Here is a 15,171-nt window from a genome sequence, read left to right on the forward strand (position 1 = left end):
TCACCTGTGCGGGTGGAACCGATTGCAGGCGAACGACTACCGTGTGCGGTGTGAACATCGTCGAGACCTACACCGGGCATGTCGACCCCGGCGGCGACGCCGCCCGCCGCACCCTGGACGCGCTCACCATCACGAAGCTGTCGGTCGGCCCGATGGACAACAACGCGTATCTGCTCGTCTGCCGCGCCGAGAACGAGGCGCTGCTGATCGACGCCGCGAACGACCCGGAACGGATCTCCGACCTCATCGGCCACGGCCCCGACCGGCCCGCGCTGAAGACCGTCGTGACCACCCACCAGCACCAGGACCACTGGCAGGCCCTCGGCGCCGTCGCCGGCGCGAACGGCGCGAACACCGCCGCCCACCCGCTGGACGCCGAACCGCTGCCGATCCCGCCGGACTTCCTCGTCGAACACGGCGACACGGTCAAGGTCGGGCAGGTCACCCTCGAGGTGATCCACCTGCGCGGCCACACCCCCGGCTCCATCGCGCTGCTGTACCGCGACCCGGCCGGGCACCCGCACCTGTTCACCGGCGACTCGCTGTTCCCAGGCGGCGTCGGCAAGACGAACTCGCCGGAGGACTTCAAGTCGTTGATCGACGACGTCGAGTCGCGGATCTTCGGTGAACTGCCGGACGAGACGTGGTTCTACCCGGGACACGGGGACGACTCGACGCTGGGTGAGCAGCGCGGGCATCTGGTGGAGTGGCGCGAACGCGGCTGGTGATCCGAAAGCGTTCCCGAATGGGGCTGCTGGCTCCGACATCAGCGCGGCTTGGTGGGCACCTTTCGGACGAACAACTCCCCCGGCCAGAAGGTGTCGCCCAGCGTCAGTTGATCGAAAAGCACGCAGACGGCTCCGGGCGTGTCCTCGGAGTCCCAGACGGCTGACACGCTCCGGCCGCGTTCGTTCCCGTACCGGCTCAGCCAGTAAATCCTGTCGCCCGGCCTGAGCTTGAAGGCCGATACCAACTCCCGGTTCGCCGACCTGCGAGTACTCGGTTGTCCGACCCGCGCGCCGAAACCGTATTCCGCAGTCGGCCGCGGGCATCGCCAAACGATCCGGAACTGCTCGTCGACCGGCAGCGCAGGTGAACCCACGCACACCTCTTTGACCAGGTAGAACGTGACGATACGACGCGCCTTTTCCGACATTTCGCGCCACGGTTTCGAGAGTGCCTCGGCATACGCTTCGGCATCCGACTCCAACTCCTTGGCGATAGCAATCAAATCGTGGTCGGCTGTGGTTTCGGCGCGGAACTCCTGGATCGACCGGGTCAAGACGTCGGGTTCAATCCGAAGACGGCGTTCAACTCGCCTGGCCACGTAGTTGTCACGTGCGTCGAAGTTGGTGTGAAGCGGTGGATCGTCGGCGGCCGGTTTGCGAGCCCACTGAGCCGCGTCGAAGCAGGCCGCCAGCCACTGTGCTTCGGCCGTGTCCAATATCGTGTCTGCCACTACGGACATGCCGGGAAGCAGGCCTGGTCGACCGTTAGGGTGGAAATGCTCAGGGCCAATGTGCTCCGGGTACCAGTCGAGGTCGCTGTGGAGCAAGGTCGCGAATCCCTCACCCCTGCGCTGCCAGAAGATCAGATCCTCGCCGTACACGTTCACATAGTGCTGCACGATGTCCGATGGACCGAATTCGACGCCTGCCATCTCACCTAACTTTGCCTGGATTATCCGGTTGCCCCGATAGCGGCTCAGGTAGCGTCTGACCTCGGCGACGAAGTTCGCAATGGATTCGTCGTCCAACTTCTGATCCGAGCTGATGGTGATCGTCTTGAGCACCTCGCCTTTACGCCGCGCCGCCAGCAGTTGCTTGGTGGCATTGGCCCAGTAGAGGCCATCAGTGTCCGGGTCGTGCACAACGCAGAGCACCGGGATGTTGCCGTCGGCCCAGGTGCCACCGTGGTCACCGATCGGCACGGCATACCAGTCGGCCCTGCGCCACGAACGGCCACCTTTAACCTGGATCTTGACCAGGTCGCCGGTGACCTCACCGTCCTCGGTGAACGTGACGTGTTGGTCCTCGCCGAAGTCGTTCTGACCGTCCACCTCCTGAACGATGTGATTGTGCCGCTCCAGAAGCGTCCGCAGAGCGTTGACCGCCGCACGGCTGGGTCTGCGAGCGTCAGGCACCTTAGGCAATGGCCCCCCCGAATCATGGCGTACGGAAGCCGGGAAGTTGGTCCGCGACTGGTTGGGCGCAGTCACAGGATAGTAGCCAGTGGCTCATTTCAGTACTCGCTCGACCAGGTTGGGATCCATTACTCGGCCCAAGATTGTGGAGACCATTTGCTCGCTGACAACAGATCAAGACGCCGCGGCCCCGCCCGCACGCATCAGGTCGCGGATAAGCTGAAACGCCCATAGGCGACCGGACCAACAAGTGACCGAAGCCGCTCAGACGGCGATGACCTCGATCATGTCCAGCCCCTTGAAGTCGTCCGCGCTTCGGTGTAGAGCGGCAACTCCAGCGAAGACACGATAGCGGCGATCATTAGATCAGTGAGTTCCGAGTAAGTGCAGGTGTCGAGCACACCCGTTTCACGACGGTCAGCCACGGCTTTGGTTCCACGGATAATCGGCGCCGACACGGTCCTCGGTACCGAAGAATTCGTCGGCTTCCTCGTGCATCCGGCCGACGTCCACTTGAGGCGACCTTCGGTGTCGCTCCACCAATTCCGCAACGGTAAAGCGACGCCTGCGCGATATGGGCCGCACCTCGGCGACCTCGACGCCGTTGCGTGTGACGTGGTACGTCTCGCCCGCCTCGACTGGGTCCATGACGGCAGCAGAATTGTTGCGTAACTCCCGCTGCGTGATCACCTTCACGAAACCCAGCGTAGCCACATGTAGCCCCAACGAGCTACGCCGTCCATCAGCCGCTGGCGACCTTCACGGCCGCGGCCAGTGAAAGGCGATCCCGTACTCCCCTCGCGGACGACACGGCTCCACGAAGGTGTGTTCGACGACGCCTCGCCTGATCTCCAGCAGATGCCGATCACCGGCGGGCGGCCGGACCACGCGCTCGCAGTCGGTCTGTTCCGCGTACCACCAGCAGGCCTCGGGGACGCAGTCGTCGAAGATGACACTGATGCTCAAGCCCCCGGTCACCTTGCCTTCGCCGTCGACCACACGCGGCGCGATTCCGTGATGGTCGACTTCGACGTTGACCCAATGCCGCTCGGCGTCGAGGTCGTCATCGCAGGCGAGGGAAATGAACTCGTGACGATCGCCCTCGCGTAGCGGTTGCGGGAAGCGCAGGTCTACGACGTCCGGCTCCCCCGGCCAAGTCTCGACACGGCAACCGAAGATCGCTTTGACGGGAATGGATGCCAGATCGCCGTCCCATCCGGTCAGGGCCCGCGCCGTGTAACCGTCGACGCCGTTCTCGCAAGCGACGACGTTCCTCACGGTCAGCCGGCGATGTACAGTCCGGCGCCGCATTTCCACGGCTATCAGCTGACGTTCCACGAAAACGGGTTGTGTGTCGTTCGAAGACGGCCGGCCGCCGGACGCACGAGGCTCCGAAAACGAGGCCCTGGCGATTTCCACATAGGGCCGCCAGGCTTCACCATCACCCGCGAGTGCCGCCAGCTTTCCCGACAGGACAGGGGAAAGCTTGTCGCTCACCACACGCCGCCAGGTTCTGTGCATCGGCGTCGTCGTGGTCGGCGGCGGTACTTCGAACCCGCCCGGCAAGTTCCTCAACTGCCTGAAACGATCGTCGAGGGTCGACCGCCACTCCACCCCGCCGAGCCGGAACGCGGCGCTCAAAGTGTCACACCGGATGGCCGCTCCGATCCGGCCGATCTCGTCCAGGAGCAATCCCCAGACCGCGAGCGCCCGCGTCTCCGGGGTCGCCCTCATCATCGACGCGGTCGGCCGGATCAGGCAACCGAGCACGGTGGCCGATTCACCGCCCGGGTCTTCGATCGCGTGGTGCAGGAACCTCAGCGGCCCGCCGTCCTTGCGGACCGCGAGCCAGCGCAACGCGGCTTCGACAGCCGCGGCGGAACAGGAAACGCGCTCGCCGGCCAACTGGATCGTCACGACGCCCTCCACGAGCAGTGGCGACACCCGGAGAGCCTCGCCCTACGGTGTACTAGTACACCACTCGGACGAGTTCGACAATGGTCACGACGATCCTGACAAAGAGTCGCTGGCGCAGGGCACGTTAAAAACCATTTTCCCGCCGACTTCGAGATCGTTCGACGCGAATTCGGCGATCAGTAACGATGACGCGATGAATACAACCTCCTCCGCGTCCGGACGTCTTCAAGGAATCAACTCTCCGTCAGGAGGTCATCGCCATGACCATCACCCTACGACGCGCACTCGCCGCCACCGCACTGATGTTGGCCGGCGCCCTCGCCGCGGTCACACCGGTTTCCGCGGCGGCACAACAGATTCCCACGATGACGAACATCCGCACCGGCCAGAACCCCGGGTTCGACCGGGTCGTGCTCGACCTGACCTCGGGTCCGGCTCCCGCCGTCCGGTACGACCTCGTCGACGAGTTGATCGCCGACGGATCGGGCGAAATCGTCTGGCTGACCGGGGAATACTTCGTCGCGGTCACCGCGACTCCGGCGGCCGCGCACGACGACGCCGGTAATCCGACCTATCCCGGCCCGCAGAAGTTCCGGACCCGCGCCCTGCGCAACGTCATGGCGGTCGCGGTCACCGGCGACTACGAAGGCACCTTGTCGATCGGTCTCGGCGTCCGGTCGAGGACACCGGTCACGGTGTTCACCTTGACGTCGCCGAACCGGGTCGTCATCGACGTCCGCCATTGATCACGGGCGGGAATCCGTGAATACTTTTCGCCGGTCGCGTGCTTTCCGGTGATCAAAGTCCTTTTCGGATTCCCGCGGTGAAAAACCCGGACCGCCCCAACGGGCGATTTTCGGAAAATCAGGTATCTGGCGTCCGGTATCGCGTTCCTTCCTTCCGTCAGCATCAACGCCGCTGCGAAGGAGAACCTCATGCCGACCCCACGCAATCCCGATACCCCGTCCTTGGGTTCGGGTGGCGACAATCTCGAAGCGGGCCCGGGCAGTTCGGGCCTGGGAAGCTTCTCGAACAGCGAAATCGGCGAACTGGTCACCCAGGCCGCCGAAACCATGGCCGCGTCCGGCGAGGACGCCGAACGCAATTACCAGCGCAGCCTCGACAGGCTTCGCGAGCGGGCGGACGACGTCGTCCCCGCGCTCGGCGCGCAGTACGACGCCCTGTCGGAGGAGCAGTACCTGGAGCGCTGGGGCCTGGTCCAGTTGCTCACCGACGTGCGGCACCCGGCCGCCGTCCCGGCGCTGGAAAACGTGCTGCGCCAGCCGATCCCGCCGGAGCGTTCCGACGACCCGGCACACGGGATCAGCACCGTCGGCGAAGAGGTGATCATCCGCACCACCGCTGTGGAAGCGTTGGCACGGCTGGCATCCGCCGGCGACGACGCGGCCAAGGAGCTGCTGCTGCGGCAGGTCCGGCACGAGGTGTTCACGGTACGGCGCGCGGCGGTCCAGGCCATCGCCGAGACCGGTGACACCGACCTCACCGCCCGGGTGCGCGAGGCGCTCAGCGGCACCGAGGACGAGCGGTTGCTGAACATCCGGCGGGTCGACGTCCGCGGTGTCCCGCAGGCGGTCGGCGGACGGTACGTGAAGGACTCGCGGACCGACGACGTGCCACCGCCGGAGCCCCCGCGCTCCTGAATCAGAACGAATTCCTTCTACGGACAGGTGATCTCCGATGGCCACTTGCAGTTACACCGTGCCGGACAAGAACGTGACCGGGGACAATTTCTACGGCGCCTCGATCTGCAATCAGACCTACATCGACTATTTCTGGAACACCTACGGCTTCGCCGGCAACAAGGACTACTGGGACGACGGCTTCGGCTGGGAAGACGCGTGCAACACCGACAAGCCGCTCGCCCGGACGTTCAACGCGTGCTACCTGCTGACCTATTCGGCACAGGACTACGCGAACGACGCCTATTCCGGGGCGATGCTGAACTGGGCGCGCCGCTACGTCCGCGACAACTGCGACGACCTCCGTTCGCTGTGCGGCGACGGCAGTGCCATCGCGCGCTCGTTCAGCGGGGCGTTCGTCGACGACCGGATCGAGGTGTACCTGGGTTTCTGGTACTCCAAGGACGTTCCCGGCCGGGCCGAGACGCTGATCCACGAATCTCGGCACCAGGGCGGGAAGCCGCACAACGCGAACTTCCCGGCGGGTTCGGTGTTCGGCGCCGGCAAGAGCGGCGCCGACTCCACCTGGGGTTACGAGGGCGCTTGGATGTACGGCGCGCTCTACCTGTGGTGGTTCTACGCCCAGGGCGCCCGCACGACGTCGGCACTGCGTGAACGGGCCCGCCAGCGCGGGAATCTCGTGATCGACAACGCCTTCGCGACCCACCCCGGCTTCAACATCTGAAGCACGACCGGCAAGGCCCTCTCGTACTGCAGACGAGAGGGCCTGGTCATGCGATACCTCCGATGACTTGGACTGCGTCCCACTCAATGGGGCTTGACCACCGGCATATCTGGCGCAATCATCGGATCTCTCGGTTACCACGCCCTGGATGAGAGCGGATGGTCATGAGAGTTCGAGCGCACCGCACCGCCTGGCTCGCCGTTGTCCTCGCCCTGGTGGCGGGCCTGCTCACCACGACGGCGGCGAGCGCGGAGGTGCACCATCCCCGCCAGCAGTGGCTGCGCGAGGCCACCGCGGGACTCTTCCTCCACTGGGGCATGTTCACCGCGCCACGCCAGACCGACTGCGCCGCTTGGGAACGCGCCGTCACCGACGGCGGCTGGAGCGCGGACTACTGGGTGGACGAGGCCCGCAAGCTCGGCGCCTCCTACATCGTGCTCGCCACCTTCCACAGCAGGCTGGGCTACGCGCGGCCGTGGCCGTCGGCGATCCCCGGCAGCTGCGCCACACGACGCGACCTCCTCGGCGAACTCGTCAAGGCCGGCAACGCCAAGGGTGTCCGGACGATCCTCTACATGACCGACGATCCCCAGTGGCACAAGGAAACCGGTGTCGAGTCGCTGGATTCCGCCGCGTACTCCGCCTACAAGGGCAAGCAGGTCGACCTGACCACCCGTCCCGGCTTCGGCGAATACAGCTACGACCTCTTCCACGAGGTCATGGACCGTTACGCGGACCTCTCCGGGTTCTGGATCGACAACGACAACGACTACTGGGAGAAGAACAAGCTCTACGAACAGATCCGGGAGAAGCGGCCGTCCTGGTTGCTGAGCAACAACAACGAGGACACCCCGATCATGGACACGGTCAGCAACGAGCAGAAGACCGGCATCACCCCGCCGTACGACTACCCGCAGGCGGCGTTCACCCCGATGCCACGGCTCACCGAAGCCGACTACAAACTGCCGACCAACGGCGCCTGGTGGTACGACGGCACCGATCAGGCCGTCGACTTCCGGCTGTCCACCGGGCGCTACATCGCCAACGCGGGTTCGTCGATGAAGTCCTTGATGGCCGAAACCCCGATGGTGAACGGGAAGTTCCCGCCGCGGCAGGAGGCGTACAACAACTTCATGGCGAGCTGGGTGCCGCCGATCAAGTCCTCCCTGCAGGGCAAAGAGGGTGGCGGGTACATGTACGGCGGCATGCAGCCCGGGTTCTGGAACGACGGCGCGCACGGTGTCATCACCGTCGAGCCCGGCGCCCGCACGCAGTACCTCCACGTGGTCACCCGGCCGAGCACCGACCTGCTCCGCTTGCGCGACAATGGCTACAAGGTGACCGGGGTGTCCGACGTACGCACCGGAAAACCTCTGCGCTTCAGTCAATCCGGCGGCTATCTGACCATTGTGGACATCAAGGACTGGGACACCTACGACACGGTGTTCAAGGTGGAGACGGCCGGGCAGCGGTACTTCCACGACTCCGGCACGATCAAGGCGACCGCTTCGTCTTCACGCGCCGGACATCCGGCGTCGAATCTCGTCGACGGGAACTTCGAGAACTACTGGGACGCCGACGGCAAGCAGCCGGTCTCGCTGACCTTGGACCTCGGCAAGCGGCGGTCGGCGACCTACCTCGCGGTGAATCAGCGCGAGATGTCGCCGACGCACGCGCGCGAATCGTTCGGCAGGCCGGAGGATTCGTCGCGGATCAAGGACTATCGCGTCTACGTCAGCGACGACGGGCGGAACTGGGGCAAGCCGGTCCGCACCGGCGCGATGCCGAGCGCCCGCGGTGTGCAGTTCATCGACTTCGGCGAACGGCAGACCCGGTTCATCAAACTCGAGGTACTGAACACCTGGTCCGGGCCGCAGGCGAAACCCTTCTACCGGCAATTGGCGATCGACGAGATCAAGGTGGCCTACGGCTACCCGAATTCGGTCTTGGGCGCGCAGGTTCCGCTGGAGGCCGAGTCCTTCCGCAACGACCACGACGGCCGCGCCCGCCTCGGCCGGTGTTCGTCCTGCTCCGGATCGTTCCAGGTCACCGGACTCGGTGGCGGCGCACGCAACTCGGTCACCTATCCGGGCGTGACGGTCGCGGAAGACGGCGACTACCGGCTCCAGCTCGACACCACAGGTGGTCCCGCCACTTCGGCGGTGGTGAGCGTCAACGGCGGTGCTCCCATCGAGACCGCGATCGACGCCGGCACACCGGGAGTCGTGACCTCAACGGCGATCCCCGTCGCACTGAAGGCCGGCGCCAACACCGTCAAGGTCTTCAGCAACGCCCCCTCGGGGCCGGGCCTCGACCGGATCGCGGTCGCTCCCCTGCCTCCGCCGTCCTACACGCCGAAGACGACCCTGACCGTCGAACCCGGTGGTGTCCAATGGCTTTCACCGGGACGGCAGTCCCTGCGCGTGACCGCGAAACTGCGGCTGGACGCCGACGACACGATCGGGAAGGTCACCATGGCGCCGGTCGTCCCGGCGGGCTGGACCCTTCAAGGTGCTCCGGCCGCGGCGGCGTCCATGCGGGTCGGAGACGAGCTCGAAGCCTCCTGGACCCTGGCCTCCCCCGAAGGCGTCACCGCGGCCGACATCCCGGTCACCGCGTCGTTCGACCTGCTCGGACGGGCGAAAACGGTGAGCAAGCCGGTGCGGGTGAGCCCACGACCCGCGGATCGGGTCTTCATGCGGGAGGCCGAAGACTCGGCGAACGACGTCGGTGACGCGGGCGTCACGAACTGCGGGGTGTGCTCGGGCGGGCAGAAGGTCCGTAACATCGGCGGCGATCCGGACTCGTCCGTGCGGTTCGACGACGTCATCGTGCCCGAGACCAGGCGCTACACCCTGTACATCGACTTCACCGTCAACGGGCCGCGCTCGTACTTCGTCACGGTCAACGGCGGCACGCCGATCGAAGTGAAGGTCGACGGCGCGGGCAACAACACCCGGCTCACGACGTCGGTGCCGGTCGAGCTGCGAGCGGGGGCGAACACGATCAAGCTGCACAACGACCACGCGTCCGCCCCGGATCTCGATCGGCTGTCACTGGGGTGAGGTACCGGCTTGACCCTCTCCCCGGGAGAGGGTTCAGGCTGGTCCCATGACGACCTTGATGCCGATCGGCGTGTTCGCGCACGCCACGAGGCTGTCGGTCCGCGCGCTGCGGAACTACGACCGGATCGGGCTGCTGGTGCCCGCGGAGATCGACCCCGGCACCGGGTACCGCCGGTATTCGCTCGACCAGTTCGCCCGCGCGAGCCTGATCCGGCGGCTGCGGGAGCTGGAGGTTCCGCTGGCCGAGATCGCCGAGATCCTCGACGCGGGTACGCCGGACGAGGTGAAGGCCGCGATCAAACGGCATCACGACCGGGTGGCGGCGCGGGCCGCGGAACTCGCGGCGATCAGCGGCAGGCTCGACTCCGTGCTCGCCGAACCGATACGGTGGCTGCATGTCTACGAACGCGTGCGCACGCCGCAGCCGATCGCCCGCCTGTCGATCCGGACGCCGCTGAGCGGCCTGGCCGAACTGATCGGCCCCGCGTACGGGCGGCTGTTCGCGGCGCTCGCCGCGCAAGGAGTCATGCCGTCCGGCCCGCCCGGGACCCGGTACCTCACCGATGATCCCGATGAGTTGACCGTCGAACTGTTCGTCCCGGTGAACGGGCCGGCGCGGGATGACGGCGAGATCGGCGCGGGCGAGCTTCCCGGAGGCCTGCTCGTCGCGACGATCCACGAGGGTGATTACGACGACGTCGAGACCGCGTACCGATCACTCGGTCGCTGGATCGCCGAACGCGACCTCGCCCCGGCCGGGCCCGCCGAGGAGCTGTACCTCGTGGCGCCCGGGCCGTCGGTCGCACCCGAGTCCTACCGCACCGAGATCGCCTGGCCGGTGACCTCGTGATCCTCGACGGCATCGACACCGCGGGCGGAGAGCACTGCGAGACCAGCACGCTCGACGTCCTCCTGCGGCACGCCGGGGTCGAACTGTCCGAACCGATGCTGTTCGGACTCGGCGAAGGCCTCGGCTTCATCTACTGGGACGGGAAGAATCTGCCGTTCCCTTTCCTCGGAGGGCGCAGCAAACCCTTCGAGATCACCCGAAGGCTGACCGACCGTCTCGGCTTGACCTTGCGGGTCAAGGAAACGACGTCGGCACGCACGGCGTGGCGGAACGTGGCCGAGGAGATCGACTCGGGTGCGCCGGTCGGGCTGCAACTCGACTCTTACCACCTGGAGTACTTCACGTCGAAAGTCCACTTCGGCGGGCACTTCGCCGCTTTATACGGCTACGACGAGGAAAACGCCTTCCTTGTCGACACGGCCCAGCAGGGTGGCTCCGAATCGACTTCACTGGAGAGCTTGGAACGCGCCCGCGGGGAGAAAGGCCCCATGACGGCGAAGAACCGCTCGTTCGCTCTTCGCGCCGACGAGCCTCTTAAGCCGCTTTCGGGCGTCATCCGGGATGCTGTGCGGGCCAACGCGGCGGAGTTCCTCGCCCCGCCCATCGCGAACCTCGGGTACCACGGGATCGGCAAAGCCGCCGTCCAGGTGCGGAAGTGGCTGGACCGCAGCGGCGATCCGGCACGCGACCTGCCGCAGGCCGCCGTCCTGATGGAACGCGCGGGCACCGGCGGCGCGCTCTTCCGCCGGATCTACCGCGACTTCCTCGAAGAATGCACAGCCTTCGTCGACGACGCCGGTCTCCGGACCGCGTATGAGAAGTACCGCGAGATCACTCCACTGTGGACCGAGGTCGCGCACTTGTTCACCCGGGCAGGGGAAACCGGCGACGCCCGGCACCTGGCCGACGCGTCCGCCGTCCTGTCCGAGCTGGCTCAGCGCGAACAGGAGGCGATGACGGCGCTCGCGACGGTTCAGCGTGGGCGCTCGTAAGGCAGTTTCTCCCCCGCTTCCACCGCGAACGGCAGATCGTTGCCCGCCGGCGGCAACGGGCAGGTGGCGAAGTCGGTGAACGCGCACGGCAGATTCGTCGCGCGGGTGAAGTCGAGGACGACGGTTCCGTCCTCGGCGGGCGGCGGCACCGCGAGCGACCGGTTCGCCGCGTAAGTGGTGACGCCGCTCGTGGCGTCGGTGAACAGGATGAGCAGGCCGTCCTTCTTGCCATTGAACGCGGTGAGCGTGTGCTCCACGCCGTCGTGCTCGAAACGCACGATGCCCGGCGAGACGTAGACGTGGCTGAGCCCTTCGACGACCGCTCCGACCGTGGTCGGCCGCGGCTCGTCGAAGGGCTCGAAGGTCCCGGACAGCACCCAAGCCGCGTCGGGCTCGTACGCCGGGACACCACGGAAAGCGTTCAGCACCGGTGCCTTCGGGTCATGCGTCCGGATCAGGTACCCGCCGCGACGCGCCACCTCGATCTCGATGTCACCGGCGACGACCCGGGTGGTCGCACCACTGTTGACCAGTTCGAAGCGACGAACTCCGGTGACCCGTTCGCCGTCGTGCGAGAGATCCGCGCCCTGCGGATCGAGGTACGCCGCGTCGGCGTCCTGCCACCACACGCCGGGCAGCCCCTCATACGCGCGCGGCTTGTCCTCGAGCCAGTCGAGCGAGACCAGAGCGAGCCAGCCGAGCGGGTCGGCGAGATCGCGCTCGCGCTCGGTCTTCCAGCCCTGCCAGTCCCGCGTGAACGTGTCCAGGCTTGTGCTCATCGCCGATCCCTTCCGTAACCTTGCTCGTTCTCCCAGGTCAACGGCTCGACGGCGACGATATTTCCCGTCCCGGCATGTGGGCTAGGCGTGATAGTCGCCGGTAGTGCCCTCCTCGGCCGAGACCAGCTCTGCGATCGGCGCGAAGAAGGCCTTGATCCCCGGCAGATTCGCCCCCTTCTCCCGCGACGCGGCGAAATCCTCGGAGGAACGCCACCACACGACGTCGAGCCATGTCTCGTCGTCGACCCGGATCAGCTGGGCATCGAGGAACCCTTCCCGGTCGGCCCGGAAGTCGGCGAGCATCGCGGGGCGGGCCTGGAGTAGTTCGTCCGCGCGGCCGGCCGGGACCTTGAAGCGGGTCAGTTCCACTGTCGTCATGAGGCCGATGCTAGGTGACCGCCGTTGTCGGCCACTCGGGACGTCTGCGGGGTCGATTCGGTGACGCAGACGTGGGCTCATTATCGGCGCTATCACCCTTCAGTGTTGTTCGTTCAATTTCATTGTCGCTTAAAATTACGAACGCGTGTTCGATTGTTTGCGGTATTCTTGTGGGGTGTCCGAGACTTTCCTTCCTGAGTTGCCGCAGGAGTTGTGGCGTGCCGGCAAGCTGGAGCTTGCTCATGGTGTGCAGCAGTCGTTGCAGGTGATCAGGATGGCCACTGCCGGTTTGGGGCGGTTCTTGGCGGAGGTCGAGTCTCGTGGTGTCAAAGACTTGTACGGGTATGGCCGTACGGCGAACTGGTTCGCTGATGTAGCGGGGTTGTCGGTCGGTGAGGCGGGTGCGGTGGTGAACCGGGCCATCGCCCTGAACCCGACCCGCGCGTTGGACGGCACGGAGGTTCCGGCTGTCGCGCCCGCTACGGCTGCTGTCGCTGCCGAGGGGCTGGTCGGGGATGAACGGATCGACCAGATCCTGGACATCTTGAAGAAGCTCCCCGCCGACACCTCTGTTGAGGACCGGGCGAGTGCGGAGAAGATCCTCGCCACCCTCGCCCGCGACGCGGGTCCCCGGCAGCTCGCCGACGCCGAAGCGAACCTGCTCGCCTGGCTCGACCCCGACGGCAACGAACCGAAGGATCCCGAACCCGCTCAACCGCGCCGCGAGATCACCCTGGAGCGCCGCAAAGACGGCTACTGGAAACTCATCGGCCTCCTCGACGACGAAACCGGTGCCCGCACCGCGGCTGCTCTGGAGGCCTACGCGCAACCGCGGCCGGTCGACGAGTTCGGCCAGGCGGATCTGCGGATGGCATGCGAACGCATGGGTGATGCCTGGGTCGACATCCTCGACCTGGCGATCGCCTGCCCCGACCAACCCGGCACCAGCGGCTACCGCACTCTGCTGCATGTCACCGTCGGACTCGACGCACTGCAATCCGGTCTCGGGACCGCGTGCCTCGACTTTGTCGGGACGATGACCGCCCGCGAGGCCCGGCTGGCGGCCTGCGACTGCCTGATGCTGCCGGTCGTGATGAGCGCCGCCGGTGAGCCGCTGGATGTGGGGCGGTTGCGACGGTTCGTCACTCCCGGTCAGCGGCGTGCGTTGAACATCCGTGATGGCGGCTGTGCGTTCCCCTGGGTGTCATCGGCGGCCGAAGCATTGTCACGCACACCACATTCATCACTGGGCAGACGGAGGCCCTACGGATCTCCGGAATCTGGTGCTGCTGTGCGGTTTCCATCACCGGTTGATCCACCACGGTGATTGGCAGGTCCGGATGGCGGGTGATGGGTTACCGGAGTTCATCCCGCCCCAGTACCGAGATCCGCTCCGACAACCTCGCCGCAACACCCTGCATCACCGCTGAACCCGAGGAGCCCGCCAGCCACACCGGCGACGGGCCCTTCGGCATGCCCGCACCTCGATGCTCTGTGAAGGCCTCCTTGCCTACCCTGAGGGTAGCGAAGGAGGCCCTCACTACCTGCCGATCCCAGCGGGCCGAAGTACATGCAGGCCCCTTCCTTGCGCCCAGGTACCTGGTCACGGTGAACCCTTTATCACCTCTGAGAACTGTTCGGTACCGGCGGAAACCCGAAGACCGATTGCGCCGTTCGGGCGTATTAGCGCAAGAGTTCTCGATTCCTCCGCAAAACCCGGAGCAAGATCGGCCGTTCCGGACTTGGGAGGGGACGGAGTACGTCATGGTGAATCAACCACGTGGCCCGGACGGTCGCTGGATCAAATACAAGTACGGTGCGGGCGCGCCGGCCACCGCGGGTGTGGTCGCGGCAACCACCAACGGAATAGGCGGAGGCACAGCCGCCTCCCTGGATTCCGCCGCGAGCCAGGCCCTCAAAGGCAAGGGCTCCAGCAAGAAGTCCGCGCAAAAAGGCCGTCACTCCGAAGCTTGGCAGCGCCTGGGCCGGCGTCAGCTCAAGAAAACCGCGAAACGGGAACTGAAATGCGGACCGCATTCCTTCGGTGAGGTCCAGCGTTTCTTCCTGCGCCACCCTTGCGTCGATCTCGATCGTGCCGGCAACACCATCATCGTGTCCGTCGCGTGGGTGAAGATGCCGGTGGCGAGCGAGGCGAGCGATCTGAGAAGGCTCGTCGACAGGGACGACACCGGCAACGTCGCGCTTTTCGGCGAGGTGCGGCACGGTAGCCGCTTCACCGGCAAGAACTACGACTCCCTTCTGGCCAGGAAGCTGGGCGTGATCGCCGAGTCCGCTTCCGAGGCCGGTCGGCCGAGTGAGGCGACGCTGGAGACCGCTGTCGAAGTCGCCGTCCAGGTTCCCGCGCCTTGACCCCGCATCAGCGGTCCACAATGGAGGCGACCACGACAGCCACTGACCGAAGAGGACCCATGGACGACCAGAGCGACCTGCCGCCCGGCATCGGCAAACCGGCGACGCGGGCCTTCACCGGCGCCGGTTACACGCGCCTGGAGGACTTCACGCGCGCCACCGAGGCCGAGCTCGCGAGCCTGCACGGCGTCGGCCCCAAAGCGCTCCGCATCATCCGCGAAGCCCTGGAAACGCGAGGTCAGACATACAAACCCACCGAATAATTTTTTTGTCTTGACAACTTGAACCATCG

At 66.1% G+C, this 15,171-nt stretch carries 14 protein-coding genes and 1 pseudogene; 10 read left to right on the forward strand and 5 right to left on the reverse strand.

All coding sequences use genetic code 11. The annotated features are described in order from the left end of the window. Positions 1–50: 50 nt before the first annotated feature. Positions 51–728, forward strand: coding sequence for an MBL fold metallo-hydrolase (locus tag ACLJO0_RS37435; protein WP_410584093.1), 678 nt, complete (start codon positions 51–53; stop codon positions 726–728). Positions 729–766: 38 nt separating this feature from the next. On the opposite strand, the gene ACLJO0_RS37440 is transcribed toward ACLJO0_RS37435, so the two are convergent. The 3 genes from ACLJO0_RS37440 to ACLJO0_RS37450 all read right to left on the reverse strand — a co-directional run bounded on the left by ACLJO0_RS37440 (position 767) and on the right by ACLJO0_RS37450 (position 4,060). Next, positions 767–2,218: a DUF4365 domain-containing protein gene (locus ACLJO0_RS37440; protein WP_410584095.1), complete on the reverse strand. Its 1,452-nt coding sequence runs from the start codon at positions 2,216–2,218 to the stop codon at positions 767–769. Between the two features lie 342 nt (positions 2,219–2,560). After that, a complete protein-coding gene (locus ACLJO0_RS37445) occupies positions 2,561–2,839 on the reverse strand; it encodes a type II toxin-antitoxin system Phd/YefM family antitoxin (RefSeq protein WP_410584097.1) in 279 nt (92 codons plus the stop codon). A 63-nt stretch (positions 2,840–2,902) separates the two neighbouring features. After that, the gene (locus tag ACLJO0_RS37450) at positions 2,903–4,060 is read right to left on the reverse strand and encodes a hypothetical protein (RefSeq protein WP_410584099.1); all 1,158 of its coding nucleotides are present in this window, start codon (positions 4,058–4,060) and stop codon (positions 2,903–2,905) included. Between the two features lie 260 nt (positions 4,061–4,320). On the opposite strand from ACLJO0_RS37450, the gene ACLJO0_RS37455 reads away from it, so the two are divergent. The 6 genes from ACLJO0_RS37455 (at position 4,321) to ACLJO0_RS37480 (ending at position 11,352) form a co-directional block, all read left to right on the forward strand. Continuing rightward, positions 4,321–4,806 (forward strand): hypothetical protein, encoded by a 486-nt coding sequence (locus tag ACLJO0_RS37455; RefSeq protein WP_410584101.1) that lies wholly within the window; start codon positions 4,321–4,323, stop codon positions 4,804–4,806. Positions 4,807–4,995: 189 nt separating this feature from the next. Then, positions 4,996–5,721, forward strand: coding sequence for a HEAT repeat domain-containing protein (locus ACLJO0_RS37460; RefSeq protein WP_410584103.1), 726 nt, complete (start codon positions 4,996–4,998; stop codon positions 5,719–5,721). 37 nt (positions 5,722–5,758) lie between these two features. Then, positions 5,759–6,445, forward strand: coding sequence for a hypothetical protein (locus ACLJO0_RS37465; RefSeq protein ID WP_125783142.1), 687 nt, complete (start codon positions 5,759–5,761; stop codon positions 6,443–6,445). 158 nt (positions 6,446–6,603) lie between these two features. Next, positions 6,604–9,510: an alpha-L-fucosidase gene (locus ACLJO0_RS37470; RefSeq protein ID WP_410584105.1), complete on the forward strand. Its 2,907-nt coding sequence runs from the start codon at positions 6,604–6,606 to the stop codon at positions 9,508–9,510. A 46-nt stretch (positions 9,511–9,556) separates the two neighbouring features. Further along, entirely contained in the window at positions 9,557–10,360 is an 804-nt protein-coding gene (locus ACLJO0_RS37475) for a MerR family transcriptional regulator (RefSeq protein WP_410584107.1), read from the forward strand. After that, on the forward strand, positions 10,357–11,352 hold the full coding sequence (locus ACLJO0_RS37480; protein ID WP_410584109.1) for a BtrH N-terminal domain-containing protein: 996 nt from the start codon (positions 10,357–10,359) through the stop codon (positions 11,350–11,352). Before ACLJO0_RS37475 ends, ACLJO0_RS37480 begins: the two co-directional genes overlap by 4 nt. On the opposite strand, the gene ACLJO0_RS37485 is transcribed toward ACLJO0_RS37480, so the two are convergent. After that, complete coding sequence (locus tag ACLJO0_RS37485) at positions 11,334–12,131, reverse strand: DUF1684 domain-containing protein (protein ID WP_410584111.1); 798 nt, start codon at positions 12,129–12,131, stop codon at positions 11,334–11,336. The two genes, ACLJO0_RS37480 and ACLJO0_RS37485, sit on opposite strands and share 19 nt — an antisense overlap. Before the next feature lie 81 nt (positions 12,132–12,212). Next, positions 12,213–12,509, reverse strand: a complete 297-nt coding sequence (locus ACLJO0_RS37490) for an antibiotic biosynthesis monooxygenase family protein (RefSeq protein ID WP_410584113.1) — start codon at positions 12,507–12,509, stop codon at positions 12,213–12,215. A gap of 175 nt (positions 12,510–12,684) precedes the next feature. Between ACLJO0_RS37490 and ACLJO0_RS37495 the strand changes: the two are divergent. The 3 genes and pseudogenes from ACLJO0_RS37495 (at position 12,685) to ACLJO0_RS37505 (ending at position 15,142) form a co-directional block, all read left to right on the forward strand. Beyond that, a pseudogene (locus tag ACLJO0_RS37495) lies at positions 12,685–13,939 on the forward strand (DUF222 domain-containing protein). A gap of 235 nt (positions 13,940–14,174) precedes the next feature. Continuing rightward, positions 14,175–14,879: a hypothetical protein gene (locus tag ACLJO0_RS37500; protein ID WP_410584115.1), complete on the forward strand. Its 705-nt coding sequence runs from the start codon at positions 14,175–14,177 to the stop codon at positions 14,877–14,879. Positions 14,880–14,938: 59 nt separating this feature from the next. Continuing rightward, complete coding sequence (locus ACLJO0_RS37505) at positions 14,939–15,142, forward strand: DNA-binding protein (protein WP_410584117.1); 204 nt, start codon at positions 14,939–14,941, stop codon at positions 15,140–15,142. Positions 15,143–15,171: the final 29 nt, after the last annotated feature.

This window comes from Amycolatopsis sp. lyj-108 (assembly GCF_046549005.1).
Lineage (GTDB): Bacteria > Actinomycetota > Actinomycetes > Mycobacteriales > Pseudonocardiaceae > Amycolatopsis.